Here is a 25,197-nt window from a genome sequence, read left to right as displayed (position 1 = left end):
GACGGGATGGACTTACTGGTCAGCGAGGTGCAACTCGCTGGTCGAACCGGCCGGGCGGGTGCAACCGCTCGGCCGTTCGCTTTAGTGGGGCAGGGCGCTGTCGAGGTAGTCCTGCACCGGCTCGAACAGGCCGTAGGGCACGTACTCCTTGATCTCGCCGTGGGTGACCCAGGCGACCGCGTCCAGCTCCTCATCGTCCGCGACGCGCGCCTCGCCCTCGATCGGCTCGCAGGCGGTGTAGCTCATCTCGCGGCCGGTCTTCGGGTGTACGCGCTGCCCGAGCAGCCGCACGGCCTTCACCGTCAGGCCGGTCTCCTCTGCGGTCTCGCGGACTGCGGCATCCTCGGGAGTCTCGCCCGGCTCGATACCGCCGGCCGGGAACTGCCACATCAGCTCGCCCTCGGAGATGCGGCGGCGGACCATGAGGACGCGCCCCTCGTCGACGATGATGGCGGCGGAGATCCCGGGCTTGTCGGTCGTGCTGGTCATGCATCCTCCAGAGCAGCCATGATCGGCGGATAGATCGTGTCGGCAGGGATGAATCGGGATAGGGCCCGTATCGGCGCCCAGGTCACGTCCACGTTCTCGAGGACGTCGTTGTTGGTGGCCTCGCCGGCCAGATAGTCGCAGAGGTAGTACAACGCCAGAACGCCTGTCAGAGGGTGCAGGCGGCTGCCGAGGTGCTCGCGTACCGCGCAGTGCACGCCAGTCTCCGCGTGCGTCTCCTGCACCGTCACCGCCTCGGCTGCCGCGCCAGGCTTCACCACGCCGGCGGGGAACTGCCAGCGGAGGCTCTCGTCTCCGCGGCGGCAGACGAGCAGGACTTCCTCGCCGCGGACCACGACCGCGATTGCGACACGCAGCGCCTGAGCGTTGATGCGCTCCTCCGGCGGGCGAGCAAGGAGACTGAACCGTCGCCGCACTGCCTCACCTGCCCTCTCGTAAGTCGTGTCCAATGCCGCCTGCAGCTCGGTACGCGGGACCAGTTCCGGATCCTTGTGCCAGTTGGCGACCGTCCGGGGCGCCACGTCGAGGCGGCCTGCGAACGCCTCGTTGGTATCCCGGAATGCCGCCTGCAAGGCGCAGGCTGTCCGACCGGTCCACGTGTCGACGACGTCCACTATCCGGCTCCCGCGGTCTGCTCGCTGGGGACATGCAGTGCCAGTGCACTGCGGGTGCACTGAAGGTCTAGCTGGTGCAGTGCGAGTGCACTGCCGGTTCATGGCTCAGGGCTGTGACGGGGCGTTGACTCGAGGGCATGGAGTTCAGCTCACCTTGCGGCACGGGAGATCTGCTCGGCTCGCGCGCCTGTCACTCCGAAGATTTCGCCAACCTGTGGCCAGGTTCGGTTCGCTGCTTTGAGGTCGCGGGCGATCCGCGCTTTGACTTGCTTGAAGTCGAGCTTGAGTTCGCTCTCGATGTCGTTGAACTTCCGGAGGCGCTCCTCGGGATCGCTGATGGCGTTGAGGCTGGCAATCAGCTGGCGGCGGAGGGCGTCCGGGGATTGGGTCATGGCCTGAGGGTAGGGGGCTTTTCGAGTCACATCAAGCGTGCGCTTGACGTCGCTGGCGGATGCCCCTACTGTCGAAGGCAGATCGCAAGCACGCGCTTGAGATCGTCGTCCACTCCTACCGGACCCAGTCCGCGGACGGCACCTCACAACCAAACAAAGCGGGCCGGACACCGCGACTCCTACCTCGCAGGCCGGCCCTAACCACCAGGTTCTCTGAAGGGACCCCTGATGGCTGTAGAGATCGTACCGGCGCCCCACGGCGCCGATCGCCCCACCGCTCCGCTTCCCGTGCTCGCCGCCGACGCGCTGCGCCGTCTCGAGCTGGCGATGGACACACAGACCGTCGCGAACTTCGACAGCCACGGCTCCCTCTGGGGTTTCTCGACTACCGAGGAGGCCGAGGAGCTGATCGCGGAGGAGCGCGCGGTGCTCAGCGCCGTCGACGAGTGGGAGACCGTCGACCGCGACGGCCAGCCGCTGCGCGTCGTGCGGATCGCCGACCCGACGTTCCTCGACACGATCTGCGTCTTCTCCACCTGGAACACGGCCTCCAAGGCGGTGGCCTGATGACCACCGCAACCCAGGCCCCCGCCATGTCGGCCGCCGACCGTGCCGCCCACGAGGCCGCGTCCTACGTGCGCCGCCCCGTCCTCGAGCGTTTCCCCGCTGGCGGTCCGCGCGGCTCCTGGCCGGCGGAGGAGTTTGCCCACGAGCTGCGCCGGGCCGGTACGCCCGCCGAGGTCGTGATGGACCTGGCGTCGGACGCGTTCCTCGTCGTTGCCTCCACCGAGGCGGTGAAGTGATGGGCCGTCGGTTCAAGGACATGCAGACGCCGGAGCAGCAGTACGCGGCCCGGCAGGCACCTCGGCTGCGCGAGATGGCTTACGCGGCCGAGCAGGAGGCGGAGCGTCAGCAGATGACCGCCGACGTATACGGGCGTCAGGGCCGCGACTACAGCGACCCGCGCAAGGCCGCTCGTGCGCAGCGTGAGGCGGACCGGCTCCGTGACCGCGGTAAGGGCCTGCGGGCAACGGCTAACCGCGCCGAGGCCGAGGTCGCCCCGAAGAAGAAGCGGCGGTGGTGGTGACGGTGGCCCGCATCGAGAACCTGACCGTCCACGACCGGTACCGGATCGAGAAGGCGCGTGAGGCGCTGGCCGCTTCCGAGCGGCTGGACCTGTCTGACGACCGGGCGATGGCCCGCATGCTCGGCCGGCTCGAAAGCTCGCTCTCCCAGCTGCTGGAGCTCCTCGACGAGGCGGCGTCGTGACCGCCCGCCTGACGGAGGAGCAGCACAAGGAGCTGTCGAAGAAGCTCGCCGACGTGAACCGCTGGAGCTCCAACCGGCCGCGGTAGCGGCTCTCCGTTCTGCCGTGCCCGGGGTCGACCCCCATGCCATCCCCCGGGCGCGGCGCCCAACCCCACCCCGCCTGACCAACGGAAGGACACCGCTATGTCCCGCTACCTGGAAGAGGCCGCCGCGCTGCTGCGGAGGGCCGCCGAGATCAACGAGCAGAAGAACGGCTCCATGCCGTTCAACCGCATGGCAGGACAGGAGCGCATCGCCCGCGAGTTCGCCACGCTCGGCGCGATCGACAAGGGCCTGCTGCCCGCCGAGATCGTTCAGGACGTACTCCGCGCGCTCACCGACCGTCAGACCGCCTAACCCCGGACCTGGACCCGAGAGGACACCCATCGCCATGACCGCTCAGACCGAGCAGACCACCGCCTACCAGTGGATCGCGACCGTCCAGACCGCCGACGGCCGCCTCAACACCCGCTCGGCCATCGTCGACGTCCCCAGCGGTGTCACCCGCGAGTACCTCTTCGACTTCGTTCTGAAGCAGTTCGCGCAGGACTAAGGGACGCCTCTCACGGTCCTGTTCTTCGACCTCCAGCCCAACCAGCTCTGACCCGCCACCCCACGCCTGATCACCGAGAGAGGACCACCCCCATGTTCACGTTGATCCAGTTCCCCTCCGCCCCGTCCGCGCCCGTCAGCGACTGGGAGTACCGGGCCGACCTGATCTCCCGCTGGCTTGCGGCCGACGACTGGGCGGTCGAGTTGCGCCTGCTCGCCGAGGCCGTCGCCTACGACAAGGCGAACCCGGACGACGACCCGCCGCTCGTCGACGAGCTGTACGGCACCCGCCTCGGCGACGTCGCCCCCGCCGCCTGACCACCAACCCCGAGAGGAGCCCGTCATGCGCCGCCACCCCGTCCTCTGGCTGCTCGCCGCACTGTTCCTGATCGCCGTCGGTCTGTGGCCGGCCGCAGTTACCCCGGTCGCCCTCGCGGCCACGGGTTTGGCCGCCGTGATCGGCGCCATCCCAGGGCCCGTGCTGGTCCTGGCCGCCGTCGTCGCCTACCTCCGTCACCGCCCCGCCCGCCCTGCTCACGCCTGACACCTGAAGGGACTGAATCATCGTGACCGCCACATCCATCGAGAGGGTCAACGGGACGCCCGTTGCCTCGCCCGAGCGCGGCTTCGATGCCGTGGCGCTGGCCAAGGCGGACGCGATCCGTACCGAGGCCGCCGCCAAGGCCGAAGCCGAGCGCATCAAGGCCGAAGGTGAAGCCAAGGCCGCCGAGATCCTCGCCCGCGAGGAGGCCGAGAAGCAGCGCATCGCCAACGAGCGCGCCGCGATGCGGCTGGAGAAGGAGAAGGCCGACCACAACGCGCACCTCGCGAAGAAGGCAGCCGAGACGGCCAAGTCGCAGGCCGAGAAGGAGAAGGCGGATAAGGCTGCCGAGGAGGAGGACGAGCGGGAGGCTCAGCAGCTCGCCGAGCAGGAGCGCACCGAGAACCTGTGGAAGTGGGGCGCCCGGGGCATCTACCTCGTCGGTCTGGTGATCGCCGCGCCGGTTCAGTTCCTCGCGTTCTGGGACGAGGACCGCCCGTTCCTCGTCGCCGCCCCGGCGTTGCTGGAAGGGCTGGCCTTGGTGCTGGCCGCTGGTGCAGCGTGGGCGGTCGCTCACCGCCGGGACGTGATGCCGTACCGGATCGGCATCATGGCCGGCGCCCTGATTGCCGCCGGGATCAACCTGTGGCACGGCCTCACCGACCCGGCGATCGGCCTCAACGCGGGCCTCATCGGCGCCCTCGCCTCGCTCGGCGGGCCGGTAGTGCTGATGGCCTACGAGCACGGCATCGCGCAGAAGGCGGACGGCATTCCGTCCCGCCGCGAGCGCCGCGCAGCGAAGCGCGCCAAGGCCTGCGAGGAAGCTGCCCGCGAGAAGGCGCGGGCCGAGAAGCGGGTCGCGGAGGAGAAGGCGGCAGCCGAGAAGGCCGCCCAGCAGAAGGTCGCCGAGGCGGAGCAGCAGCGCCGCGACGACGACCGCCGGCAGGGTCACCCGGAGGTGTGGGAGGTCGCCGACGCGATGCGTTCCGCCCGCGGCTCCCAGTACGTCACGGAGCAGATCTGGGCCGACGCCTGGTACCGGGTGACCGGCTCGAAGACGGTCGGCATCACGGCCGAGATCGAGGCACGTAGCCGTGCTGCGCAGACCCGCATGAAGGTCGCCACCGAGGTTCCGATAATCGGTGACTTCTCGCAGGTCGATTCCCAAAAGGGTCAGCGTGCCAAGCGTGACCCCAACGCCCCCGACGGGCGGCGCTTCAACGGCGGCACCCCGCCCCGTCGGACGCCCGGCGACACCCCGCCGCCCAGCCCGATCGCGAGGAAGCAGGCCGCCCTCGAACAGGCGTCCGCCGCCGCTAAGAACACCGCCCGAGGAGACCAGGCATGAGCATCGAGACGACCCCCAGCAGCAGCCCCGACCCCGAGTGGGAGCGCCTCGTCGCCGGCTACAACTCCGGGCCGGGCACGGCCTCTGACGCGACGCCCATCGTGAAGCAGCCTGCGCCCGTCGACCTGATGGGCGACACCCCCCTCACCCCGGCGTGGGTGAAGACCCGCGCCGGGTGGAAGAGTCGCGCCAAGGTCGGCCGCATCAACAGCACGCGCAGCTTCCGCAAGTGGCTGCGCCGGCAGACCACCCAGCACGGGCACGCCGCCCAGATCGGCCGCGGCATGCTCCGCACGCTCGTCTGGGTGCACGGGACCGAGGGTGCCGAAGTCTCCAAGGCGAAGCACGACGTGATCCTCGCCCACCGCGACTACAAGACCGCCAAGTGGGCGCACGACCGTCGGCTCCTCCCTGGCAAGGAGAAGGACCGGCGTCGCGGCGACCTGGAGAAAGCGTCCAAGGACTCCGCATGGGCCATGAAGGAGTACCGGTCGGCGCAGAAGAATGCCCGGGCGAAGCGCGCCATGCGTGGTGCCGTCGCCCTGACGCCGATCCTCGGTGCCGAGGGTGCGGGACTGCACTTCCTTGGGGCCCCCGGTGGTATCGCCGCCGCCTGCACGACCCTGGCCGCACTCGCCCTCATCGGACGCCGCACCACCGCCGGTGAGCTGTACACCGACCGTGACGCGAAGATCGGCGACGGCGACCGCATGACCGACGCCATGGTCAACCGCGTGTACCGCGACGCCCGCGTCATCGCCGCCGACGACGAACTGCGGCTGCTCACGCCGTGCACGCTCACCGCCGACGGCTTGGCGTGGGAGGTCACCTTCGACCTGCCGTCAGGCGTCCCCGCCAAGAAGGCCCTCGGCGCGGCCGACGCGATCGCCGGAGCCTTCGGCGTGTCCGTACAGCAGGTCCACCAGGCCCGCGGCGACCGCGAAGGACGCATACGGCTTCGGGTGTCGCTGCGGGTGCCGTTCTCCGACAAGGCACCCACTGGGCCGCTCCTCACCGCCGAGCGGGTCAACCTGTGGCGGCCGATCCCGATGGGTGTCGGCCTACGCGGCGACCTCGTCGACGTGTCCTGGGTCGAACGGTCCGGGATCTTCGGTGGAGAGCCCGGGTCCGGAAAGTCGGCCGCGGCGAACGAACTGCTGCTCGCTGCCGCCCTGGACCCGGCCGTGCCCCTGTACCTGGCGGACGGCAAGGGCGGCGCCGACATCACCCCGTTCGAGTCGATCGCGGCCATGTACGACACCGATGGTGACCCCGTGCAGCTGCTCAACATCCTCGACCACATCTGGACCGTGGAGATCCCGGAGCGGCGCGCGCTGGCCAAGGAGCACGGGTCGCGCAAGCTGACCGAGGAGATGGCGGCGGTCGACCCCCGCGTCCGCCTGGCCGTGCTCCTTGTGGACGAGTGGTCGTCCTACGGTGCCGCCGCACCGCCGAAGATCCGTGAGGAGATGGAGCGTCTGCTGCGGCTGATCGTGCAGCAGGGCCGCGCCCTCGGTGTGATCACTCTCGCGGCGACGCAGAAGCCGGACGGGGACTCCGTGCCGACTGGCATCCGCGACATCCTGTCGATCAAGTGGGCGATGCGCTGTCTCACCCCGCAGGCCTCCGACACGATCCTCGGTCAGGGCTACTCGGCCGCCGGGCACAACGCTCAGACGATTCTCAAGGCGCAGCGCGGCGTGGGCATCCTGCTTTCCGGCGAGTCAGCCGAGCCGGAACTCGTCCGCGGTCACTACTACGACGACGACCAGGTCGCCGTCATCCTGCGGCGGGCGCACGCGCTGCGTCAGGAGGCAGGCACGCTGCCGGCCGCCCCGGAAGTGACGATCCTCGACTACCTGGTCAAGGCTGCGGCTGAGACCGGTCGGGGCAACGTGACCCGAGCGGAGGCGTTCGCCTACCTGGCCAGGGTGGATGAGGAGTTCGCCCAGGCCGACGACGAGAGCGATGCGCGGTATGCGTCCCGGGCCGGCAGTGCCCTCAAGGACCGTCTCGCCGCCCTCAAGGTCGACATGCCAGCTGTGCAGTTCCCGCATGACGGCAAGCGCGTGTGGGGGTGGACGCTGGAAGCCCTCCGGGCGTCCGATAGGACCCATTAACCCCTGTATGTCTGCTCCGTTTCGGGTGTGTTTGACCCTATGTGACCCCTGTGTGGGCAGGCTTCCACCCTGTGCGCACCGCACAGGGGTCCGGCCGCCCGCACAGGGGTTCTCACACCCCGCGACCTGCACTTTCACAGCCCCGCACAGCCGCTGCACACCCCTACCGACCGGAGTCCACGATGTCCACCGAGACCAACCCCACCGACGCCGACCGCGAGACGATCCGCCGCCTCATGGCCGCCATCGACGAGATCCCCGCCCCGACCTCATTCCGCGACGACAGCCCCATCCCGATCGTCGGCAGCGCCCCGCCCGTCGCCCAGCCCGGCCGGCCCCCCATGAGCCAGAAGGCCACCGACGCCAGCGCGCTCATGCTTTCCGGCAGCGTCCTGACTGCTGTCGTGGGCGGCTCCGCCACTGCCATCCTGTGGGCGTCCGGGGGCGCCGACCCCATCGTCGTCGCCATGGTCTTCGGGGCCCCGGCCGCGCTCGTCCTCGCCCTCAGCCGCCTCGTCAAGCGCGCCAAGGGTGTACTGCCGGATGAGCACCACCACCACTACGACGGGCCCGTCTACCAGGACCAGCGCAGCACCAGCAGCACAACCCGCGGAGTGTGGGCCAAGACCAACAACCAGTGAGAGGACACCCAGCGCGCCCCCGGTAGAGCTAGTACCGGGGGCGCTGCCGTGACCATACCCGCCACCCGCCGTTGATCGGATCATGGACTTGACGTTGGGTATCGAGGGCGGGCCGCGTGACGGCGGGGAGATCACCGTGCCGGTCGGCGACCACGGCCGGCCAGCAGGGGAGCAGACCATCGGCGGGGCCCGGTACGTGCTGCGCATGTTCGGGGCGCCGCCGCACGACGACGCCGACTGGCACTACTGCTGGGTGCGGCCGTAGCGCCAACTGCACCGTAGGCGCGGGCCGTTGTCAGTGGCGGCTGAGAGAATCACGCAAGGACCCCGGCGAGTGCTGCGAACACTCCCGGGGCGTGGCCGATCCCAAGGAGATCGACGTGACCAAGAATGCCAAAGGGCGCAACCTCGTATCCAGGCCCTACGTCCCGAAGAGCATGAAGCCGCGGAGCAGCTGGGTGGGGATACCTGGCGCCCGGCACATCCCCGCTGCGGATGATCCGGTCTTCCCGCACTTCACGACCATCGTGGCTGACTGGACGCAGGCTGGCGTCGAGATGACCGATGAACTGATGGCTGTGGCTGTCCAACTGGCCGCGACTCAGGTGGCCCGCGCCAAGGAGCGCGCAGCCGCGGAGGCGCGACAGGGGGAACGGTACGCCGCTCTTGCAGATGCCGCCCCGCCTCCCGGAACCTACGGCGACGCCCCCGACGGCGTCGTCTACTACATCAGGCGAGGCCGGTACGTGAAGATCGGTACGACAACGCAGCTCCGGAACCGCATGCGTGACTTGCTCCCCGACGAAGTCTTGGCTGTCGAGCCAGGCAGCTACAAGCTGGAGGGCGAGTTGCATCAGCGTTTCGCTGGCCTCCGACTGCACCCGAGCTGCGAGTACTTCTTGCTCGACAACGAGCTACAGGCCCACATAGATCAAGTGCTTGAACGAGTTGGGCCACCGCCGAGCGGACTCAGCCAGTTCAAGGACTTCGGGCCACAGGTGGCTTGAGCTGCTAGCGCCACTTGCTAGCTGATCCGACAATCTGTAATCTCCGAAGTCGATGGTGGAACACCCATCCCAACAGCAACTCGGACCCCCGCGAGGACACACCGCGGGGGTCTCTGCGTATACCGGGGAGGCGCCATGGCCACCTTCCCCAACCCAGGGCTTCGCGAGATCTACGACCGAGACGACCTCGGCACCATCTGGGAAGCCGCACGTGTTGCCGGAGTCAAGCCCGGCACGATCCGCGTCTGGGTATCCCGCGGCAAGATCGAGCCCATGCCGATTGGCAACGGCCAGCCGCTCTACCACCTGCCCACAGTCGAGAAGGCCGCCCAGGTGAAGCCCGGCCGACCGAAGGCCGCCTGACCCCCGCCGTCCTCGGCAATCCCCCCGACGAGGGCGGCGGGCCCCAAGTGCGTCACAACGCGGCCACAGGGCTTACACAGCGCCTCATTCCGCCGCATGATGCTCCCTCAGCATCAACAGTCCTGGGGGGACCATGCGCATCCGTACCGTCGCCATAGCCGCGGCCCTGCTCCTCGCTCCGCTCACCGCCTGCAGCAGCGAGGCCGAAGCCAACCCGGCAGCTTGCAAGGCCGCGATGGAGAAGCAGTTCAAGGACGCAGTCGAGAAGGACATCGAGGGCAAGCGGCCTTCCGAGTGCGAGGGCGTCGACAATAAGACCCTTGAGCGTTACGTGGGCGAGATCGTCGAGGATCAGCTGAAGGACGCAACCAGCGACCTCACCGAGCCCAGCGACAGTGTCTCGACGCCGAGCACCGAGGAGCTGGAGCAAGACCTCGAAGACCTCGAGAAGGAACTCGACGAGCTGGAGAAGGAGCTCGAAGAGACGCCGTGAGGGAGGTGGCGTCCGTGGCCGGCAACCCGCGCAACGGGCGCCCCTACCGCAGGCTCGTCGCCGCAGTGAAAGCCATGGGCCACCCCTGCTGGATCTGCGGCCACAACATCCCCACGAACGTCGACGGCCGCCGCCACCCGCTCGCCTTCACCCTCGACCACCTCGTACCACTCAGCCACGGCGGTGACCTCCTCGACCCCGCCAACGCCCGCTCAGCGCACCGCAGGTGCAACAGCGCGCGCGGGAATCGGACGGCGCTCAGAGCGCCACAGCGGGCCTCGCGCAGGTGGTGACGCGGGGTGCTATTCGTTGTGACCGGCCCGCCCGCGGCGGGGAAGTCCAGTTGGATCAGGGCGCACGCCAAGCCTGAGGACATCGTCATCGACCTTGACCTCATGGCGTTGGCCATGGCCGGACCAGGCGCCGACCACCACGCGCACAGTGAGGTGCTGACCAAGGTTGTGCACCGAGCCCGGTTCGCCGCCCTCGATGAGGCTTATCAGCACCTCGATACCACCGATGTGTACGTGATCCATACGCAGCCAAGCGCGAAAGCGCTCGCGAAGTACAAGCGGCTGAAGGCGCGCATCGTGACCGTCGACCCAGGCCGCGACATCGTCATGGCACGCATCAGGGCCATGCGGCAGCCAGGGATGGAGCGGGTCGCGTCGCGGTGGTACAACGCCCGCCGCGGGCAGTCACGGACGGCGATGCCGCAGGCTTCGCGACGTTGGTGATCACGGTGGGAGGGGGGCCTCGACCCATCGTGAATTTCGAGAAGCGAGCGACCCAACCGCCCTTCTCGCCCGATTTTTTGCGTGGCGATTTTGAAAGGCCTAATCCGTCGAAGCGCAGGCTAGCGATTTAGCGGCTGTCACTCTGCGTGATGTGACGCTCCGTCACAGCCGGGGGTGATCATGAGCGTCGCCGACAAGATCGCCGCCGAGCTGGATGATCTTCACGCGGACGAGACATCGCCCGGGATGGCTGCCGTCGCGCTCGACCTCGCCAAGGCGATCGACGCGTCAGATGCTCCGACCGCCAAGGCCGTCGTCGCCGACAAGCTCCGCCCGATCATGGCCGACCTGCGCAAGCTCGCTCCGGTCGGCGAGGAGGGGGATGCGCTCGATGAGCTCACTCGTAAGCGAGAGGCCCGCCGCCGCGGGGCCTGAGCTGCGGGGCGTACAGACGCCTCGGCTCTTCACTGCTCCGGTCGGCTTCCTGTCGTCGTCGGGGCAGGAGGCAGTCGAGCTCGCGGCGCTTGCTGGGCTGCAGCTGGACCCCTGGCAGCAGCACATCCTCGACGTCGGCCTCCGCGAGCGGGAAGACGGCAACTGGTCGGCGTTCGAAGTCGCCGTCAACGTGCCGCGGCAAAACGGCAAGGGCGGGATCATCGAGGCCCGCGAGCTGGCAGGCCTGTTCCTGCTGGGCGAGAAGCTGATCCTGCACAGCGCTCACGAGTTCAAAACATCGATCGTGGCGTTCCGTCGTATCGAGCAGCTGGTCATGGGTTGCCCTGATCTGCGGAAGCGTGTGCTGCGGGTGCGGAAGACGACGGGCGAAGAGGCGATCGAGCTTGTCACTGGCCAGGTGCTGCGGTTCCTGGCCCGCTCGGGAGGCTCGGGCCGTGGTTTCACCGGGGACTGCAACATCTTGGACGAGGCGATGATCCTCGGTGATGACGCGATGGGCGCGCTCATGCCGACGATGGCCGCAGTACCGAATCCTCAGATCTGGTATCTCGGTTCGGCCGGGATCGGCTCTCCGTCGGTGCAGCTCGGCCGCCTACGTCGGCGCGCTGAGGCTGCGGTGGAGTCTGGTGAGCCGGATCCGTCGCTCGCGTACTTCGAGTGGTCGGTGGACGCCCACGTGTCCGAGTGCGGGTCCGCCTGCACGGAGCACGATGACGCGGACGATCCGGCGGCGTGGGCGAGGGCGAACCCGGCGCTCGGTATCCGGATCAGTCGGGAGCACATCCGCAATGAGCGGGCCTCCCTTGGGAGCGGCGGCATCTTCGAGCGTGAGCGCCTCGGCGTGGGCGTCTACCCGTCGGACACTGCGGACACGTGGCAGGTCATCGGTGAGGACGCGTGGCGGGCGCTGGCGGCTGCCGAGTCGGCGCCGGGCGACCCGGTGGCGTTCTCGATCGACATGACGCCGGAGCGGTCGCACGCGGCTATCTGCGTTGCAGGCGAGTGGCGGGGCGGCACGCACGTGGAGGTCGTCGATCACCGGCCGGGCACGGGCTGGATCCTGGACCGCGCGGAAGAGCTGCACAAGAAGTGGAAGCCGCGCTGCTGGGTCGTTGACGCGGGCGGGCCTGCTGGGTCGCTGATCCCGGATCTCGCCGAGCGGCTCGGCGTGGAGATCGTCTCGCCGAAGGCGCGTGAAGTCGCCGCAGCGTGCGGACAGTTCTACGACGCCGTGACCGAGCAGACCATGTCGCACCTGGACCAGGCGCCGTTGGCATCCGCCCTCGCCGGCGCACAGAAACGCCCGCTGGGCGACGCCTGGGCGTGGGCGCGCCGCATCGTCAGCGTCGATATCAGCCCGCTGGTGGCGGTGACGCTCGCCAAGTGGGGCCTCGGCGCGGAGGTCGACGAGGAGGAGGAGGTGGAGCCGTGGGTCGCTTTCAGGTGAACCGTGCCGCGTGGGCACGGGCGGGTGTCCTGGTTGGCGGAGGCCTCTTCACGTCCGGGGTGTGGCTTGCTTGCGACGTCGCGGCGGGCCTCATGACTGGCGGCGTGCTGCTGGTGGCGTACTGCCTGCTGCTGGCCGATGTGGACCCTGCTAGGGGTGGCGGGAGGGGGCGCCCGTGACGAGCCTGTGGCGGTCTCGGCGCGGGCGCCCATCGGCCGAGGAGCGGCACATCGCGACGCTCGAGGACTACGTCAACAGCTTCCAGTTCGGCGGTGCGACGTACTACCCGACCGGCATGCAGCAGACGATGCCCGGTCAGGCCGCGGAGAGTGTCCCGAATGACTTCACCGGGTTCGCGACGCGGGCGGTCACGAATGGCGTGCTGTTTTCGTGCCTGTCGGTGCGGCAGATGGTGTTCTCCGCGACTCGTTTCCAATGGCAGCGGCTGAACAATGGCCGCCCGTCGGAGATGTTCGGCACGGCTGATCTGCGGCTTCTTGAGGAGCCGTGGGTGGGTGGGACGACTCAGGACCTGTTGTCGCGGGTCATTCAGGATGCTGACCTGGCTGGGAACTCGTACTGGGCCCGTGAGGGTGACGAGCTGGTGCGGATGCGCCCGGACTGGGTGCAGATCGTGCTGGAGCCGCGCCGGACCCGCGGCGGGACGCTCGGATGGCGGCGCATCGGCTACCTGTACCAGGAGGGGGGTCCTGGTGCGGGTGCGGAGCCGGTGCCGTTCCTGCCGGAGGAGGTGGCGCACTTCGCGCCGACCCCGGACCCGCTGGCGACGTACCGGGGCATGTCGTGGATGACTCCGATCATCCGCGAGACCAGTAACGACAACCTGATGACGACACACAAGCAGCGGTTCTTCGAGAACGCTGCGACACCGAACATGGTCGTCCGTCTGGCGCGGGAGGTCGCGCCTGAGGCGTTCGAGAAGTTCGTCGCCAAGATGGACAGCTCGCATCGGGGCGTGGAGAACGCCTACAAGACCATGTACCTGGGCGGCGGCGCAGACGTCACGGTGGTCGGCAAGGACTTCCAGCAGCTGGACTTCACCAGCGTGCAGGCGGCGGGCGAAACCCGCATCGCGGCAGCGGCCGGGGTGCCTCCGGTCATCGTGGGCTTGTCGGAGGGCCTGCAGGCTGCGACGTACTCCAACTACAGCCAGGCACGGCGCCGGTTCGCGGACGGCACGATCCATCCGCTGTGGCAGCAGGTTGCTGGTTCCTTCTCACGGCTGCTCAAGCCGGCTGGTGGCGGATCGAACGGGCTCCGGCTCTGGTACGACTCCCGTGACGTGCCGTTCCTGCGGGAGGACCGCAAGGACGCCGCGGAGATCCAGTTCCGGCAAGCACAGACCATCCGGTCCCTCACGGACGCCGGATACACGCCGAAGAGCGTCGTGGCTGCCGTTGAGGCCGAGGACTACTCGCTGCTCGAGCACCTCGGCTTGTTCTCCGTGCAGCTACAGCCGCCTGGGACGACGGCAGCCCCGGTCCCGCAGACACCTACCGAGGAGGGGACCTGATGGGCACCCTGCATCCTGCGGCGCGCGACCTGGAGAGGTCCGCGCCGTTTCAGTTTCAGCGAGCCGACGAGGCCGGTGAGAGCGATGGCCGGACCTTGTCCGGCTATGCCGCCGTCTTCGGCCAGGACACCGAGATCGACTCGTGGGAGGGAACCTTCACGGAGACGATCCGCAAGGGCGCCTTCCGCAAGACGATCCGCGAGTCAAAGCCCGTCATGCAGTTCGACCACGGGCATCACCCGCTGATTGGGTCCATCCCTATCGGTTCCATCGAAGACCTCCGGGAGGACGACGACGGCCTCTATGTCGAGGCGCGCCTCTCTGAGAACTGGCTAATCGAGCCGGTCCGGGAGGCGATCGCTCAGCAGACCGTGACCGGCATGTCGTTCCGGTTCGAGGTCGTCCGCGACGAGTGGCGCGACCAAACCGGGAAGCTGGTGAAGCCAGAAGAGCTCATGGATCTTCTCTGGTACCCGGGCGATCGCGGCCCGCTGCGGCGCGAGTTGATCGAGCTGAAGTGCCGCGAGCTCGGTCCTGTTGTCTTCCCGGCCTACGCGGGGACGTCGGTCAGTGTCCGTAGCCGCGGCATGGCCGCGGAGCTGGTTCGCTCCGATGACATGACGCGGCAGATCCGTCAGTCCCTCGCAAGGGACGCGGCCTCACTGCCGCAGGTGCCCGAGGACCCAGAGCTGCGCCGCGAGGTTGCGGCGGCTCTCCTGTTCAGCCGTGATTCCGCCAGCCAAGCCGCGCCGCCCACCGGGCACCCGGCCGCAGAGACCACCACCGATGGCGCGCCGCTCGAACGAGAGCACCCGCCAGCCCCCAGCACCACCGACGCGCCGCCCTTCGATGGGCACCCGTCCACACCAGAAAACCCCAGCTCAGAGCGGCTCAGGGGCGATATCCGCGAGATCGCGGCGCTCATGAAGACCCGCCTGGCGCCCATCGTGAAGGACAAGGACTGATGGAACTCAGCCACTCCCAGGCGGTGATCCGCCTCAAGGACATTCAGGCCGAGCTCGAGCGGCTCGGCGAGAAGGACGACCTCACCGCGGAGGATGAGCAGTCGTTTGACGAGCTCACCCGCGAGTTCGCCGACGTCGACACGCATCGCCGTCAGCTGGAGCGGAAGTCCGCTCTGGAGCGGGTGCGGTCGGCGGCCAAGGCGACCGAGCGCCGCCCGTCCGCCGTGAAGATCGAGGGCGGCACGCCGACGTCGTCCCGCGACGGATACGACCTTGACCCGGTCCTCCACCCCGACAGCGTCGAGGACTGCCGGTTCCGCAACCCGTGGGACCTGTCCGAGGTGCGCACGTTCGGCAAGTCGAAGGAAGCGGTCGCGCAGGAACTCAAGGCCCGTGCCAAGTCGGCCATCGAGAAGATGGGCGGCGCCAACGACGCTGTCCGCTCGGCCGCGACCGGCATCATCGAACAGTTCGACGACAGCGAGTCGCGCATCTCCAAGCTGGTCCTCGCGGCGTCCAGCCCCGAGTACCTGCGGGCCTGGTCGAAGGTGGCGGCCGGCCGCGGCCACATGATCTCGCCGGAGGAGCAGCGCGCCCTCGAGCGGGCCATGTCCCTCACCGACAGCGCTGGTGGCTACCTGGTCCCGTTCCAGTTGGACCCGACGGTCATCATCACGGCGAACGGCTCCCGCAACCAGATCCGTCAGGTCGCCCGCAGCGTTGTCGCGACCGGCGACGTGTGGAACGGCGTCTCCTCCGGTGCGGTCTCCTGGTCGTGGGACGCGGAAGCCGCCGAAGTCTCGGACGACTCGACGACGTTCGCGCAGCCGACCGTGCCGGTCCACAAGGCCGCCGGGTTCGTGCCGATCTCCATCGAGGCCCTGGAGGACGAGGCCAACGTCACCCAGGAAGTCGCGCGGCTCCTCGCGTTCGGCCGGGACACCCTCGAGGCGGCGGCGTTCGCCACGGGCACCGGATCCGGGCAGCCGACGGGCATCGTCACCGCCCTCACCGGCACCAGCTCGGTCGTCACCTCCACCACGACGGACGTGTTCGCCGCGGCGGACATCTACAAGGTCGACAACGCCCTGCCGGCCCGCTACCGCGGCAACGCGACCTGGCTCGCCAACCGGGCGGTCTACAACCTGGTCCGCCAGTTCGACACCGCTGGCGGCGCCCAGATGTGGGAGCGCATCGGCGCTGACGTCCCGCCGCAGCTCCTCGGCCGCCCGGCCCTGGAGTCCGAAGACATGGATGGCGTCGTCAACGCCACCCAGGACAACTACCTGGCCGTGTACGGCGACTTCCAGTCCTACGTGATCGCGGATCGTGTTGGCATGACGGTCGAGTTCATCCCCCACCTGGTGGGCGCCAACCGGCGCCCGACCGGTCAGCGCGGCTGGTACGCGTACTACCGCGTCGGGGCCGACTCGGTGAACGACGGCGCTCTCCGCATGCTCAACGTGACCTGAACGTCGCCTACTCCGTGACGGAAGGCCCGGACTGCTGACGGTCCGGGCCTTCCGTATGCCCGAGGGAGAGAGGACCCATGCGGCTGAGTCTGTACAACAACGCGCGTGCGAAGGCGACGCTGACGATCGCGCTGCGCACGAACGGAACGATCAACGGCACGAGCGTCGACCTGAACGAGAACAAGGACGCGTCCCGCTCGGCGATGCTCATCGTCCATTCCGGGACGATCACCGACGGGTCGCACGCGGTCATCCTGCAGGAGTCGGACGACAACTCGGCGTGGGCCACGGTTGCTGCCGCCGACCTGCAGGGCTCGGCACCCACGATCACCAGCACCGACGACGACAAGATCTATGAGCTCGGATATCAGGGCTCGAAGCGCTACTTGCGCGCGTCCGTGACCACATCTGGTGCGACGACTGGCGGAACGTTCGGTGCGGCCATCGTGCGCGGCGTCGTGCGGCGTCCGCCGATCTCGCGCAGCTAAGGAGAAGGCAGTGGCGATCAAGCGCTGCAAGAGCCCGTTCAGTGTCTGGAAGAACGGCGTCCCGCGCGTCATCACCGGCGGGCAGCTCATCGAGGACACCGACCCCGTCTACAAGGGGCACGAGCACCTCTTCGAGGACGTCGAGACGTTCATGTCCGAGAAGGCTGAGCGGTCGGCTCCGGTGGAGCAGGCCACCGCGGCGCCGGGCGAGAAGCGGGCCGTGGCGTCGCGGACTTCTCGCGCGGCCAGCAAGAGCCCGGCGAAGAAGGCCGACGACGACAAGGGCTGAGGAGGTGAGCGATGCCGTTCGATCTCGGCGATACGGTGCGTCTGGCCGCGGACTGCAAGAACGCGGGCGGCACGCTCACCGACGCCACGAGCGTGGCCCTGACCATCACGCTGCCGGATGGCAGCACCGCTTCCCCGGCGGTGACCAACCCTCCAGGCCAGACCGGCAAGTACACGCTGGACTACACCAGCACGCAGGCCGGGCGGCATGCGGTGCGCTGGGTCTTCACCGGCCCGGCGTCGGCCTACACGGACAGCTTCGACGTTCGGGAGGCATCGCCCCCGGCGATCCTGTCCCTCGCCGACGCCAAGGCACACCTCGACATCACCACGACGACGGAAGATGACGAGCTGCGGGGCTGGATCGAAGCGGTGACGCATTTGGTGGAGCAGTTCACCGGCGTCTGCGCGCGCGGCACTGTCGTGGAGGATCACAGCATTCAGCCGTCTGGTGTCAGGGAGCTCGCGCTTCGCCGAACGCCGGTCCTGTCGCTGACGTCGGCGGTCGCCATTCTGACGGGCGGAACGAGCTACACAGTCGGCGACCTGGATGTGGATACCCGCATGGGGATCGTGAGGCTCCGGAGCGGCGGCCGGATGTACGGCCCACTGCGGATCACATACACGGCTGGTCGCGCGGTCATTCCGGCGAACATCACCGCCGCCGCGAAGATCATCCTTCAGCATCTCTGGCGCACCCAGTACGGGGCGTCGCGCGCCCTCGCCGGCATCGGCGGAGGCGACGACTTCAACGTCACCGAGCCGATCGCCGGGTTCGGGTACGCGATACCCAACCGGGCGCTGCAGCTGCTGGAGCCGCACCGGCTACCGCCGGGGGTGGCGTAGATGGCGACGTCTCGTGTACCGGCGGCGGTGGATGCGCTGCTGACGATCCTGCGTGCGGCTTCCGCTCTGGCTGGTGTCCGCATCGTCGACGGGCCGGAGTCGGTGAACGTCACTGATCGGCGGCGCATCCATATCGGATGGCAGCCGGGCGCGGATGCAGCGGTCGGGCTGACGCAAGACTTCGCCTCGGCCGGCGCTCGCACCCGTGACGAGGACTTCGAGATCGCCTGTTACGCGGAGACGCGGTCGGGCGACAAGGACATGGCCCTTCAGCGCACGGCCGTCTTCGAGCTGGTCGGTGCGGTCGAGGATGCACTTCGTGCCACCGACTCCGCGCCGACGGCGCCCACGTTGAACGGCACCGTGCTGTGGGCGCACCTGACGACCGGCAACCTGCAGCAGGTCCAAGCCGAGGGCGCCGTGGCTGGCCTGGCCTTCACGATCACCTGCCGTGCCCGTATCTGACCCACCCCATTCAAGGAGTACAGCCATGGCGCGTGTGCGCTTCATCGGCGCCGAGCCCGTCACCGTGCCCGAGCTCGGCGACCGGCTCGTCGAACCGGACCAGGTTGTCGAGGTGCCGGACGAGCGTTTCGAGGGCTACGTCTGTCAGCCCAGCAACTGGGAGCCCGTTGAGGAGCCCGTCGCGAAGGCCGCGGCGAAGAAGACGACCGCGGCCAAGGCGTCGCAGAAGGAGGACTGATCCATGGCGATCGGTTCGGGCCTTGGCGCCCAGCTCGGCATCAGTGCCGAGTCGACCTACGGCACGTTCGTCGCGCCGACGAAGTTCATCGAGTTCACGAAGGAAAGCCTCGTCCTGAAGAAGACGACGGCTCAGTCCGCGGGTATCGCGGCGGGGCGTCTGCTGGCGCTGTCGTCGCGGCGGGTGCTGACCCGCAAGGAGGTCTCCGGGTCGATCGACCTGGAGGTCACCAACAAGGCCATGGGGCTGCTGCTGCAGGCGCTGATGGGCACGACCGTCACGCCGGTGCAGCAGGCCGCCACCGCGGCGTACCTGCAGACGCACACCCTCGCGGACACCGCAGGCAAGAGCCTGACGATCCAGAAGGGCGTGCCCTTGACGTCGGGCGCGGTGACCGACAAGACGTTTCTGGGCTGCAAGGTCACCGGGGCGGAGTTCGCGTGCGAGGTGGGCGGCATGCTCACCGGGTCGTTTGAGTTCGACGGCAAGGACTGTGACGAGGCGCAGGTTCTGGCGTCGGCCTCGTACCCGTCGATGTCGCCGTTCCACTTCGGGCAGATGGCGGTCAAGACCGGGACGTTCGGTGCGGAGACGGCGCGGGACGGCGTCCGCAAGGTGTCGGTGAAGATCGAGCGGCCTCAGGCGGTCGAGCGTTTCTACGCCGGGCAAGCAGGGCTGAAGAAGGAACCGATCAGCAACGACCAGGTGAAGATCACCGGGAACCTGGAGACCGACTACGTCGACACCGTCCTCGATGACCTGCACACCTCTGACGGTGCGACGTCCCTGGTGTGGGAGTTCGTCGGTCCGCTCATCGCGTCGACCTTCTTCGAGACGTTCCGAATCACGCTGCCCGCGGTCCGCTTCGACGAGGGCCCGCCTGTGGTGGACGGCTTCGACGTCATCAAGCCGACGTACAACTTCACGGCGTTGTACGACGGCACGAACCAGCCGAAGATCGAGTTCATGTCGACTGACGTCACACTGTGAGGTGACGCCGTGCAGGACGTCCGTATCACCAACACAGGCAGCCTGCTGGAGCTGCAGCGGCGTTTGCGGGCTGCTGGTGGCGACAACATCCGCCGCAGCATGCAGCGCCGTATCCGGCGGGCGGCCGAGCCGCTGCGGGACGGCTTGCAGGACTCCATCCGCGGTCTGGATATCCGTTCTCAGGGCCGCACGACCCGACCCGGCGGCCCTTCGCCGACCACGCGCCCTCTGCGCGCCACACTCGCCGAGGCGATCCGTATCTCGGTGCGCACGACGGGGAATCCCGGCGCGCGAGTGTGGCTCGACAAGGGCCGTTTGCCGCCGGACCTGCAGAAGTCAAACGTGCCAGAGCAGCTGAACACCGGCCGCCTCAGGCACCCGGTGTTCGGCAACAAGCGGCGCTGGGTCAACCAGTACGCCACTCCGCTGTGGTGGGACCGCGTTGTCCGCCAGCAGACGCCGCGCATGCAGCGCGAGGTTGAGCGTGTCCTCGGCGACGTCCGGAGCCGACTTTCCTAAGGAGCACTGTTGATCATCGAGTACACGCCGGAGGGCGGCGAGGTCGAGCGGCTCGACGCCGGGCGGCTGCGCGCCTCCGAGATTCAGGTCATCGAACGGACCGGGGACGGCCGCTGGGCGGACATCAAGGAGGCAATGAGCGAGGGCGACATAGGTGCCCTGCGCGTCGTTGCCTGGGCCGTCAAGAAGCGCACCGAACCGTCCCTGCGCTTCGGCGACTTCGACCCGTTCGAAGACGAGATGCGGATACGCCTGGACGCCCGCGAAGTCCGCGACTACGCCGAGCGCCTCTTCGCCAAGTACGGCAACAGCCCGGAGGACTTGGCCGCCGCGTTTCGCGAGCTGCGAGATGTGGCCGCGGACGGGGAGGCCTGCGAGGCGGCGATCGCCGACGTGACGGCCCCAAAAGACCCGGCCCCGGCCGAGTCCAGCCCGAGCCCAGCTTCACTGAGCGTCGCCTGACCTACCTGCCGCTGTTCGGCTTCTACCTCCACTACAGCGCAGCAGACGTCGACCGCCTCACCGAGGAAGAGTTCGACGTACTCACCGCCTGGATCGACGCCCACGAGGCACGGATGCGCGGAGGTGAGTGATGGCGCAGCATCTGACTTTCGTTCTGGACGGGCGTGACAACCTGTCTCCTGCGCTGAACCATGCGGGGAACTCGGCGGCGCAGCTGCAGCAGCGGCTGGCCGGGGTCACCCGTGACGCCAACGGGCGACTGCGTGACCTTCGGGGCCGGTTCCTCTCGGCTGCGGATGCGGCGCAGGTCATGGCAGGCGGCATGCCTGTCCTTGCCAACCGTCTGGGGGACGTCGCGTCGGCCGGCGGGAACGCGGCTGGCGCATTGGGCGGCAGCGGCGGCGGGCTGACCCCCGCGCTGCTGGCTGTCGCGGGGGCGGCCGGTCTGTCGGTGCTGCCTGCTCTGGGTGCGTTGGTGCCGATGATGGCGGGCGTCGGCGTGGCTGCGGGCACGCTCAAGCTGGGCTTCAAGGGTGTTGGCGAGGCGCTAGAGCAGGCGGGCAAGGACAAGAAGAAGTACCAGGAGGCCCTGAAGAAGCTGGGTCCGGAGCAGCGCGAGTTCACCAAGGCTCTGGTGGACGCGAAGAAACAGTTCGAGCCGATCGGCCGCGAGATCCAGAAGGCGATGCTTCCGGCGTTCACCAAGACGGTGAAGGCGGCAGGGCCGGTGGTGAAGATCCTCGGCGATTCCATGACCGACATGGCCGAGGGCTTCGGCAAAGCGGCCGACGGCGTGACACGGCTGCTGAAGGACTCCGGGTTCCAGAGAGACTTCACCGATGTGCTGCGCCTGGGCAACACCTTCGTGAAGGACATGGCCGGCGGTGTGGGCAGGCTGGGTGTGGCGCTGTTCGACTTCGGCGCCAAGAGCGAGCCGACCCTCAAGGCGCTGTCGGGCGGGCTGTCTGACCTGCTCGGCAAGGGTCTGCCGGGCATGTTCAAGGGCCTGGAGACCGGGATCGACGGCAGCGCCAAGTTCCTCGACGGTTTCTTCGGCATGGTCAACCAGCTGCTGCCTGCGATCGGTCGACTCTCGGGCGCAGTCGCGCGGGAGCTGGGTCCGCTCCTCGGCCAGACGTTCAAGATGTTCGGCACTACTGGCGCGGGGGCGATGGACGCGTTCCGTAGCGCGCTGGTCCTGCTGCGGCCCGTCTTCCGCGACATCGGCTTTGGTCTCACGACCATCCGCGACGTTGCCGCGCTCGTCGGCCCGACCCTGAAGGACACCGCTCTTGGGATCATCGGCGCGTTCGCGCCGGTCGGCACGGAGGTCGACAAGGCTGCGGGCCCGCTCCAGCGTCTCAATGGGTGGGTCAAGGAAAACAAGATTGGGATCATGGAGGCCGCCCGTGTCTTCGGCGGCGCGGTCATCGACATGGTGGACGCGGCTGTGCAGAGCACGCCGTCGATCATTCGGGCGTTCAGGCTGGTAGCGATCGGTGTTCTTGGCTCCCTCGACGGCATCGTGTCCGGTGCGGCCACAGCGTTCAGCTGGGTTCCTGGGATCGGCCCCAAGCTGAAGAAGGCCAACACCGAGTTCGACCGGTTCAGGGGCCGCTTCCTTGACAGCCTTGACTCTGCGGAAAGGGGATCCCGGGACTTCGCTGCGTCGGTGGGGCCGCGCCTTGCTGCGGGCAAGCTGAAGCTGGACATCAACAACTGGAACGCGCAGATCGCTGAGGCGAAGCGGCAGATGAAGTCGGTGCCGCCGTCGAAGCGGGCCGACCTGAAGGCGCACATCGCCGACCTGCAGGCCAAGGTGCGGCGCGCGAAGGCCGATCTGGCGTCCGTGCGCAGCAGGACAGTCACGCTCACCACCCGTTACGTGGTGGTCGGCGGTCAGGCCCGCCAGTCCGGCGCCCAAGGCTCGCAGTTGAAGTACGCCTCCGGTGGCCTGGTGCGGACGCCAGGCTTCCCCGGTGGCGGGCTCGTCGAGGGTCCGGGTTCCGGCACGTCCGACTCGATCCTGGCCCGCGTGAGCAACGGCGAGTTTGTGGTGCGGGCCCGGTCGGTGGCCCGGTACGGGGTCGCGTTCCTCAAGGCCATCAACGAGGGGCGTCTCGGTCTGGCGGCTGCCACGGGCGGGTCTGGTGGCGCTGGCGGGGACGTGGCCCGCGGCCTCGCCCTCGGCATGGAGGGCGCTTCGGGATCCGTCCTGAGCGCCGCTCGCCGCATGGCCGCCGCAGTCACGACCGGGGTACGTGCCGAGCTGCAGATCGCCTCGCCGTCGAAGAAGATGCAGGCCCTGGCGAAGGATGTTGGTGCTGGCTTCATCAAGGGCCTGCCCGGCAGCCGCGACAAGATCAAGGCCACGGCCGCGGACCTGGCCAAGGACATCTGGGCTGCCTTCAGTGGCAGCAAGGACAACCGCCTCGTGGCGATGGTCAACAAGCAGACGAAGAAGCTGATGGACCTCGCATCGAAGCGCGACAGCATCGGCGCGAAGATCAAGGCAGCGAAGGAGTTCGCCGAGACGACCCGCGTCGGCGCCAAGAAGTCCGCGTCTCTCGGCTCGATGTTCGGCGGCGAGGAGGAGGTGACCGCGGCCGGGATCCAGCAGAAGCTGGCGCAGAAGCTCACGAAGATGAAGACGTTCACGTCCTACATCAAGACCCTCGCCAAGCGTGGCCTCAACAAGACCATGTTGCGCGAGATTCTGGAGATGGGGCCGGAGGAGGGCTACGCCTACGCCTCCGCTCTGGCAGGGGCGAACAGCAGCATCTTCAAGGAGATCAACTCCACGCAGTACAAGATCAACGACCAGGCGGAAAGGCTCGGCCGGACCGGCGCCGACGTGCTGTACGACTCCGGGAAGAACGCAGGCAAGGGCTTCCTGGCGGGCCTGCAGGCGGAGAAGAAGTCCATCGAGAAGCTGATGCTCGACATCGCCAAGGGCATGCAGAAGGCCATCAAGAAGGCATTGGGCATCAAGAGCCCGTCCACGGTGATGGCCAGGCTCGGCGCCTACTCCACCGAGGGCCTGGCCCGCGGCCTGGTCCAAGCCCTCCCAGCCGTCGACCAAGCTCTCGACACAGTCGCCGGCAGGGTTGCCGCCACGCGCCCCGCAATCGGCCGCCCGGCCGCGGTAGCGGCGAGCGGCCAGGCGCCGATCATCGTCAACATCTCCGGCGCTCTCGACCCCGAAGCCGTCGCCATGCAGATCGAGAAGGTGCTGACCCGGCTCAAGCGCAACCGGGGTGGCGCCAAGCTCAACTTCGTCTGAGAGGTGGCAGCATGGCGCGGATCATCGCCGAGGTGGCGTTCGGGTACACGATCACCTCGGCGTCTCCCGTGTGGACGGACATCACCCAGTACGTCGACCTCGCCGCGGGCGTCAGGATCTCCCGCGGCGCCTCCGACGAGTCGTCGGAGGCGCAGACTGGCACAGCGGGTCTGACGCTGGACAACAGCGACGGGAGGTTCACACCGGCCCGAACGGCGTCGCCGTACTACCCGAATGTGCGGAAGAACGTGCCGATTCGGATCCGGACCGTCAGCGCAGACCGGAACCTGGTCACCAACCCGTCGTTCGGGTCGCTGACGGACTGGACCAAGACCGCGTCCCCGACGATCGCGTTGGACGCCACGCACGTGATGCATGGCAGCCAGGCGCTGCGCGTCACCTGGGGCGCCCCGGCCGGGCAGTCGGTGTACACCGATGTGTACGGCCTGGACATCGGGAAGCGGTACACCGCCAGCGCCTACGTGTGGGTACCAACCGGCGCCCCGGCGATGGAATGCCACATCGAGGGCATGGGCCTCGGTACAGCCTCCACCCTCAACGACAACTGGCAGCGGATCGCCTTCAACTTCACCGCGACCAGCACCCAACACCGGCTCGTGCTGGAGATCGTCGGCACCCCGACGTCCGGCACCCAGTGCTGGGTCGACGCCGTAGCGCTGTGGGAGGGCACCAGCGCTGTGGCGCCGAACCTCCTTGCGAACGGCACCTTCGAGGCCGGCGTCAGCGGCTGGACGTCCTCTGGGACGCCGGTCGTGACACAGTCCAGCACCCGTGCCCAGCAGGGCACGTACTCGATGCTGGTCACCTGGGGTGGCGTCGACAACCAGACCGTCACCTCGGCCGCCATGACCGGCCTGGTCATCGGCACGACATACACGTTCTACGCCTACGTGTGGGTGCCGACCGGGCACACCACGGTCCGGCTCACCCAGGTCGGCGGAGCGATCGGCGAGGACAGCACGCTGTTCGCCCAATGGCAGAGGCTCAGTGTGACGTTCACGGCGACGTCCACGAGCCATCAGGTACGGATACGGCCGAGCACCATTCCAACGTCGGGGCATCAGGTATGGATGGACGCCGCCCAGGTCGAGGAGGTCGGC

Annotated in this window: 35 protein-coding genes; 32 read left to right on the top strand and 3 right to left on the bottom strand. The window is 68.4% G+C overall.

Annotated features, from left to right (window positions below):
* Window positions 1-81: 81 nt before the first annotated feature.
* The 3 genes from H1D24_RS39160 to H1D24_RS39150 form a co-directional block, all read right to left on the bottom strand.
* Window positions 82-489 carry an NUDIX hydrolase gene (locus H1D24_RS39160; RefSeq protein WP_181662529.1) on the bottom strand — a complete coding sequence of 136 codons (408 nt, stop codon included), beginning with the start codon at window positions 487-489 and terminating at the stop codon, window positions 82-84.
* Window positions 486-1,121 carry an NUDIX hydrolase gene (locus tag H1D24_RS39155; RefSeq protein ID WP_181662528.1) on the bottom strand — a complete coding sequence of 212 codons (636 nt, stop codon included), beginning with the start codon at window positions 1,119-1,121 and terminating at the stop codon, window positions 486-488. Before H1D24_RS39155 ends, H1D24_RS39160 begins: the two co-directional genes overlap by 4 nt.
* A 149-nt stretch (window positions 1,122-1,270) precedes the next feature.
* Window positions 1,271-1,513: a hypothetical protein gene (locus H1D24_RS39150; RefSeq protein ID WP_181662527.1), complete on the bottom strand. Its 243-nt coding sequence runs from the start codon at window positions 1,511-1,513 to the stop codon at window positions 1,271-1,273.
* A 228-nt stretch (window positions 1,514-1,741) separates the two neighbouring features.
* On the opposite strand from H1D24_RS39150, the gene H1D24_RS39145 reads away from it, so the two are divergent.
* The 32 genes from H1D24_RS39145 to H1D24_RS38990 form a co-directional block, all read left to right on the top strand.
* Entirely contained in the window at window positions 1,742-2,080 is a 339-nt protein-coding gene (locus tag H1D24_RS39145; protein ID WP_181662526.1) for a hypothetical protein, read from the top strand.
* Between the two features lie 26 nt (window positions 2,081-2,106).
* Window positions 2,107-2,316, top strand: coding sequence for a DUF8839 family protein (locus tag H1D24_RS39140; RefSeq protein ID WP_181662564.1), 210 nt, complete (start codon window positions 2,107-2,109; stop codon window positions 2,314-2,316).
* The gene (locus tag H1D24_RS39135) at window positions 2,316-2,600 is read left to right on the top strand and encodes a hypothetical protein (RefSeq protein ID WP_181662525.1); all 285 of its coding nucleotides are present in this window, start codon (window positions 2,316-2,318) and stop codon (window positions 2,598-2,600) included. Before H1D24_RS39140 ends, H1D24_RS39135 begins: the two co-directional genes overlap by 1 nt.
* Window positions 2,591-2,782, top strand: coding sequence for a hypothetical protein (locus H1D24_RS39130; RefSeq protein WP_181662524.1), 192 nt, complete (start codon window positions 2,591-2,593; stop codon window positions 2,780-2,782). The genes H1D24_RS39135 and H1D24_RS39130 overlap by 10 nt, the downstream gene beginning before the upstream one ends.
* A 183-nt stretch (window positions 2,783-2,965) precedes the next feature.
* Entirely contained in the window at window positions 2,966-3,178 is a 213-nt protein-coding gene (locus H1D24_RS39125; protein WP_181662523.1) for a hypothetical protein, read from the top strand.
* A 34-nt stretch (window positions 3,179-3,212) separates the two neighbouring features.
* The gene (locus H1D24_RS39120; RefSeq protein ID WP_181662522.1) at window positions 3,213-3,374 is read left to right on the top strand and encodes a hypothetical protein; all 162 of its coding nucleotides are present in this window, start codon (window positions 3,213-3,215) and stop codon (window positions 3,372-3,374) included.
* A gap of 92 nt (window positions 3,375-3,466) precedes the next feature.
* Window positions 3,467-3,691, top strand: a complete 225-nt coding sequence (locus H1D24_RS39115) for a hypothetical protein (protein WP_181662521.1) — start codon at window positions 3,467-3,469, stop codon at window positions 3,689-3,691.
* A gap of 25 nt (window positions 3,692-3,716) precedes the next feature.
* Window positions 3,717-3,917 carry a hypothetical protein gene (locus H1D24_RS39110; protein WP_181662520.1) on the top strand — a complete coding sequence of 67 codons (201 nt, stop codon included), beginning with the start codon at window positions 3,717-3,719 and terminating at the stop codon, window positions 3,915-3,917.
* A 22-nt stretch (window positions 3,918-3,939) separates the two neighbouring features.
* The gene (locus H1D24_RS39105; RefSeq protein WP_181662519.1) at window positions 3,940-5,262 is read left to right on the top strand and encodes a hypothetical protein; all 1,323 of its coding nucleotides are present in this window, start codon (window positions 3,940-3,942) and stop codon (window positions 5,260-5,262) included.
* Window positions 5,259-7,382, top strand: a complete 2,124-nt coding sequence (locus H1D24_RS39100) for an FtsK/SpoIIIE domain-containing protein (RefSeq protein ID WP_181662518.1) — start codon at window positions 5,259-5,261, stop codon at window positions 7,380-7,382. Before H1D24_RS39105 ends, H1D24_RS39100 begins: the two co-directional genes overlap by 4 nt.
* Window positions 7,383-7,564: 182 nt before the next feature.
* Entirely contained in the window at window positions 7,565-8,023 is a 459-nt protein-coding gene (locus H1D24_RS39095) for a hypothetical protein (RefSeq protein ID WP_181662517.1), read from the top strand.
* A gap of 82 nt (window positions 8,024-8,105) precedes the next feature.
* Window positions 8,106-8,288 (top strand): hypothetical protein, encoded by a 183-nt coding sequence (locus H1D24_RS39090; RefSeq protein WP_181662516.1) that lies wholly within the window; start codon window positions 8,106-8,108, stop codon window positions 8,286-8,288.
* A 91-nt stretch (window positions 8,289-8,379) separates the two neighbouring features.
* Window positions 8,380-9,030 (top strand): GIY-YIG nuclease family protein, encoded by a 651-nt coding sequence (locus H1D24_RS39085; protein WP_181662515.1) that lies wholly within the window; start codon window positions 8,380-8,382, stop codon window positions 9,028-9,030.
* Between the two features lie 135 nt (window positions 9,031-9,165).
* On the top strand, window positions 9,166-9,393 hold the full coding sequence (locus H1D24_RS39080) for a MerR family transcriptional regulator (RefSeq protein ID WP_181662514.1): 228 nt from the start codon (window positions 9,166-9,168) through the stop codon (window positions 9,391-9,393).
* Between the two features lie 133 nt (window positions 9,394-9,526).
* Window positions 9,527-9,886, top strand: coding sequence for a hypothetical protein (locus tag H1D24_RS39075; RefSeq protein ID WP_181662513.1), 360 nt, complete (start codon window positions 9,527-9,529; stop codon window positions 9,884-9,886).
* Entirely contained in the window at window positions 9,883-10,179 is a 297-nt protein-coding gene (locus H1D24_RS39070) for an HNH endonuclease (RefSeq protein WP_309484611.1), read from the top strand. Before H1D24_RS39075 ends, H1D24_RS39070 begins: the two co-directional genes overlap by 4 nt.
* Window positions 10,180-10,197: 18 nt before the next feature.
* Window positions 10,198-10,623 carry an AAA family ATPase gene (locus H1D24_RS39065; protein ID WP_258564684.1) on the top strand — a complete coding sequence of 142 codons (426 nt, stop codon included), beginning with the start codon at window positions 10,198-10,200 and terminating at the stop codon, window positions 10,621-10,623.
* Between the two features lie 180 nt (window positions 10,624-10,803).
* A complete protein-coding gene (locus tag H1D24_RS39060) occupies window positions 10,804-11,058 on the top strand; it encodes a hypothetical protein (protein ID WP_181662511.1) in 255 nt (84 codons plus the stop codon).
* Window positions 11,015-12,526: a terminase large subunit domain-containing protein gene (locus tag H1D24_RS39055; protein WP_181662510.1), complete on the top strand. Its 1,512-nt coding sequence runs from the start codon at window positions 11,015-11,017 to the stop codon at window positions 12,524-12,526. The genes H1D24_RS39060 and H1D24_RS39055 overlap by 44 nt, the downstream gene beginning before the upstream one ends.
* 175 nt (window positions 12,527-12,701) lie before the next feature.
* On the top strand, window positions 12,702-14,060 hold the full coding sequence (locus H1D24_RS39050) for a phage portal protein (RefSeq protein ID WP_309484610.1): 1,359 nt from the start codon (window positions 12,702-12,704) through the stop codon (window positions 14,058-14,060).
* The gene (locus H1D24_RS39045) at window positions 14,060-15,025 is read left to right on the top strand and encodes an HK97 family phage prohead protease (RefSeq protein ID WP_181662509.1); all 966 of its coding nucleotides are present in this window, start codon (window positions 14,060-14,062) and stop codon (window positions 15,023-15,025) included. Before H1D24_RS39050 ends, H1D24_RS39045 begins: the two co-directional genes overlap by 1 nt.
* Window positions 15,025-16,497, top strand: a complete 1,473-nt coding sequence (locus H1D24_RS39040) for a phage major capsid protein (RefSeq protein ID WP_181662508.1) — start codon at window positions 15,025-15,027, stop codon at window positions 16,495-16,497. Before H1D24_RS39045 ends, H1D24_RS39040 begins: the two co-directional genes overlap by 1 nt.
* Before the next feature lie 77 nt (window positions 16,498-16,574).
* Window positions 16,575-16,985 (top strand): hypothetical protein, encoded by a 411-nt coding sequence (locus H1D24_RS39035; protein ID WP_181662507.1) that lies wholly within the window; start codon window positions 16,575-16,577, stop codon window positions 16,983-16,985.
* Window positions 16,986-16,995: 10 nt separating this feature from the next.
* Window positions 16,996-17,274, top strand: coding sequence for a hypothetical protein (locus H1D24_RS39030; protein WP_181662506.1), 279 nt, complete (start codon window positions 16,996-16,998; stop codon window positions 17,272-17,274).
* Between the two features lie 11 nt (window positions 17,275-17,285).
* Entirely contained in the window at window positions 17,286-18,119 is an 834-nt protein-coding gene (locus tag H1D24_RS39025) for a head-tail connector protein (protein ID WP_181662505.1), read from the top strand.
* Window positions 18,120-18,584: a hypothetical protein gene (locus H1D24_RS39020; RefSeq protein WP_181662504.1), complete on the top strand. Its 465-nt coding sequence runs from the start codon at window positions 18,120-18,122 to the stop codon at window positions 18,582-18,584.
* Window positions 18,585-18,609: 25 nt separating this feature from the next.
* Window positions 18,610-18,822, top strand: coding sequence for a hypothetical protein (locus H1D24_RS39015; RefSeq protein ID WP_181662503.1), 213 nt, complete (start codon window positions 18,610-18,612; stop codon window positions 18,820-18,822).
* 3 nt (window positions 18,823-18,825) lie between these two features.
* Window positions 18,826-19,812, top strand: coding sequence for a phage tail tube protein (locus H1D24_RS39010; RefSeq protein ID WP_181662502.1), 987 nt, complete (start codon window positions 18,826-18,828; stop codon window positions 19,810-19,812).
* Window positions 19,813-19,821: 9 nt separating this feature from the next.
* Window positions 19,822-20,331, top strand: a complete 510-nt coding sequence (locus H1D24_RS39005) for a hypothetical protein (RefSeq protein ID WP_181662501.1) — start codon at window positions 19,822-19,824, stop codon at window positions 20,329-20,331.
* A 9-nt stretch (window positions 20,332-20,340) separates the two neighbouring features.
* Window positions 20,341-20,793, top strand: coding sequence for a hypothetical protein (locus H1D24_RS39000; protein WP_181662500.1), 453 nt, complete (start codon window positions 20,341-20,343; stop codon window positions 20,791-20,793).
* Window positions 20,794-20,923: 130 nt separating this feature from the next.
* Complete coding sequence (locus H1D24_RS38995) at window positions 20,924-24,076, top strand: hypothetical protein (RefSeq protein ID WP_181662499.1); 3,153 nt, start codon at window positions 20,924-20,926, stop codon at window positions 24,074-24,076.
* An 11-nt stretch (window positions 24,077-24,087) separates the two neighbouring features.
* On the top strand, window positions 24,088-25,197 hold a 1,110-nt coding region (locus tag H1D24_RS38990; RefSeq protein WP_181662498.1), incomplete at its 3' end, for a carbohydrate binding domain-containing protein.

This window comes from Streptomyces himalayensis subsp. himalayensis (genome assembly GCF_013778455.1).
Lineage (GTDB): Bacteria > Actinomycetota > Actinomycetes > Streptomycetales > Streptomycetaceae > Streptomyces > Streptomyces himalayensis.
The sequence above is the reverse complement of the archived record's forward strand: the minus strand, read 5'-3'. Positions and strand labels throughout refer to the sequence as shown.

Excerpts from the sequence above, each read along its gene's own strand:
- H1D24_RS39055 (WP_181662510.1), top strand. The coding sequence starts at position 11,015 with ATGAGCTCACTCGTAAGCGAGAGGCCCGCCGCCGCGGGGCCTGAGCTG.
- H1D24_RS39115 (WP_181662521.1), top strand. The coding sequence starts at position 3,467 with ATGTTCACGTTGATCCAGTTCCCCTCCGCCCCGTCCGCGCCCGTCAGC.
- H1D24_RS39150 (WP_181662527.1), bottom strand. The coding sequence starts at position 1,513 with ATGACCCAATCCCCGGACGCCCTCCGCCGCCAGCTGATTGCCAGCCTC.
- H1D24_RS38995 (WP_181662499.1), top strand. The coding sequence starts at position 20,924 with ATGGCGCAGCATCTGACTTTCGTTCTGGACGGGCGTGACAACCTGTCT.
- H1D24_RS39160 (WP_181662529.1), bottom strand. The coding sequence starts at position 489 with ATGACCAGCACGACCGACAAGCCCGGGATCTCCGCCGCCATCATCGTC.
- H1D24_RS39145 (WP_181662526.1), top strand. The coding sequence starts at position 1,742 with ATGGCTGTAGAGATCGTACCGGCGCCCCACGGCGCCGATCGCCCCACC.
- H1D24_RS39015 (WP_181662503.1), top strand. The coding sequence starts at position 18,610 with ATGGCGCGTGTGCGCTTCATCGGCGCCGAGCCCGTCACCGTGCCCGAG.
- H1D24_RS39090 (WP_181662516.1), top strand. The coding sequence starts at position 8,106 with ATGGACTTGACGTTGGGTATCGAGGGCGGGCCGCGTGACGGCGGGGAG.
- H1D24_RS39075 (WP_181662513.1), top strand. The coding sequence starts at position 9,527 with ATGCGCATCCGTACCGTCGCCATAGCCGCGGCCCTGCTCCTCGCTCCG.
- H1D24_RS39080 (WP_181662514.1), top strand. The coding sequence starts at position 9,166 with ATGGCCACCTTCCCCAACCCAGGGCTTCGCGAGATCTACGACCGAGAC.
- H1D24_RS39040 (WP_181662508.1), top strand. The coding sequence starts at position 15,025 with ATGGAACTCAGCCACTCCCAGGCGGTGATCCGCCTCAAGGACATTCAG.
- H1D24_RS39135 (WP_181662525.1), top strand. The coding sequence starts at position 2,316 with ATGGGCCGTCGGTTCAAGGACATGCAGACGCCGGAGCAGCAGTACGCG.
- H1D24_RS39095 (WP_181662517.1), top strand. The coding sequence starts at position 7,565 with ATGTCCACCGAGACCAACCCCACCGACGCCGACCGCGAGACGATCCGC.
- H1D24_RS39035 (WP_181662507.1), top strand. The coding sequence starts at position 16,575 with ATGCGGCTGAGTCTGTACAACAACGCGCGTGCGAAGGCGACGCTGACG.
- H1D24_RS39045 (WP_181662509.1), top strand. The coding sequence starts at position 14,060 with ATGGGCACCCTGCATCCTGCGGCGCGCGACCTGGAGAGGTCCGCGCCG.
- H1D24_RS39125 (WP_181662523.1), top strand. The coding sequence starts at position 2,966 with ATGTCCCGCTACCTGGAAGAGGCCGCCGCGCTGCTGCGGAGGGCCGCC.
- H1D24_RS39060 (WP_181662511.1), top strand. The coding sequence starts at position 10,804 with ATGAGCGTCGCCGACAAGATCGCCGCCGAGCTGGATGATCTTCACGCG.
- H1D24_RS39140 (WP_181662564.1), top strand. The coding sequence starts at position 2,107 with ATGTCGGCCGCCGACCGTGCCGCCCACGAGGCCGCGTCCTACGTGCGC.
- H1D24_RS39020 (WP_181662504.1), top strand. The coding sequence starts at position 18,120 with ATGGCGACGTCTCGTGTACCGGCGGCGGTGGATGCGCTGCTGACGATC.
- H1D24_RS39110 (WP_181662520.1), top strand. The coding sequence starts at position 3,717 with ATGCGCCGCCACCCCGTCCTCTGGCTGCTCGCCGCACTGTTCCTGATC.
- H1D24_RS39025 (WP_181662505.1), top strand. The coding sequence starts at position 17,286 with ATGCCGTTCGATCTCGGCGATACGGTGCGTCTGGCCGCGGACTGCAAG.
- H1D24_RS39120 (WP_181662522.1), top strand. The coding sequence starts at position 3,213 with ATGACCGCTCAGACCGAGCAGACCACCGCCTACCAGTGGATCGCGACC.
- H1D24_RS39100 (WP_181662518.1), top strand. The coding sequence starts at position 5,259 with ATGAGCATCGAGACGACCCCCAGCAGCAGCCCCGACCCCGAGTGGGAG.
- H1D24_RS39010 (WP_181662502.1), top strand. The coding sequence starts at position 18,826 with ATGGCGATCGGTTCGGGCCTTGGCGCCCAGCTCGGCATCAGTGCCGAG.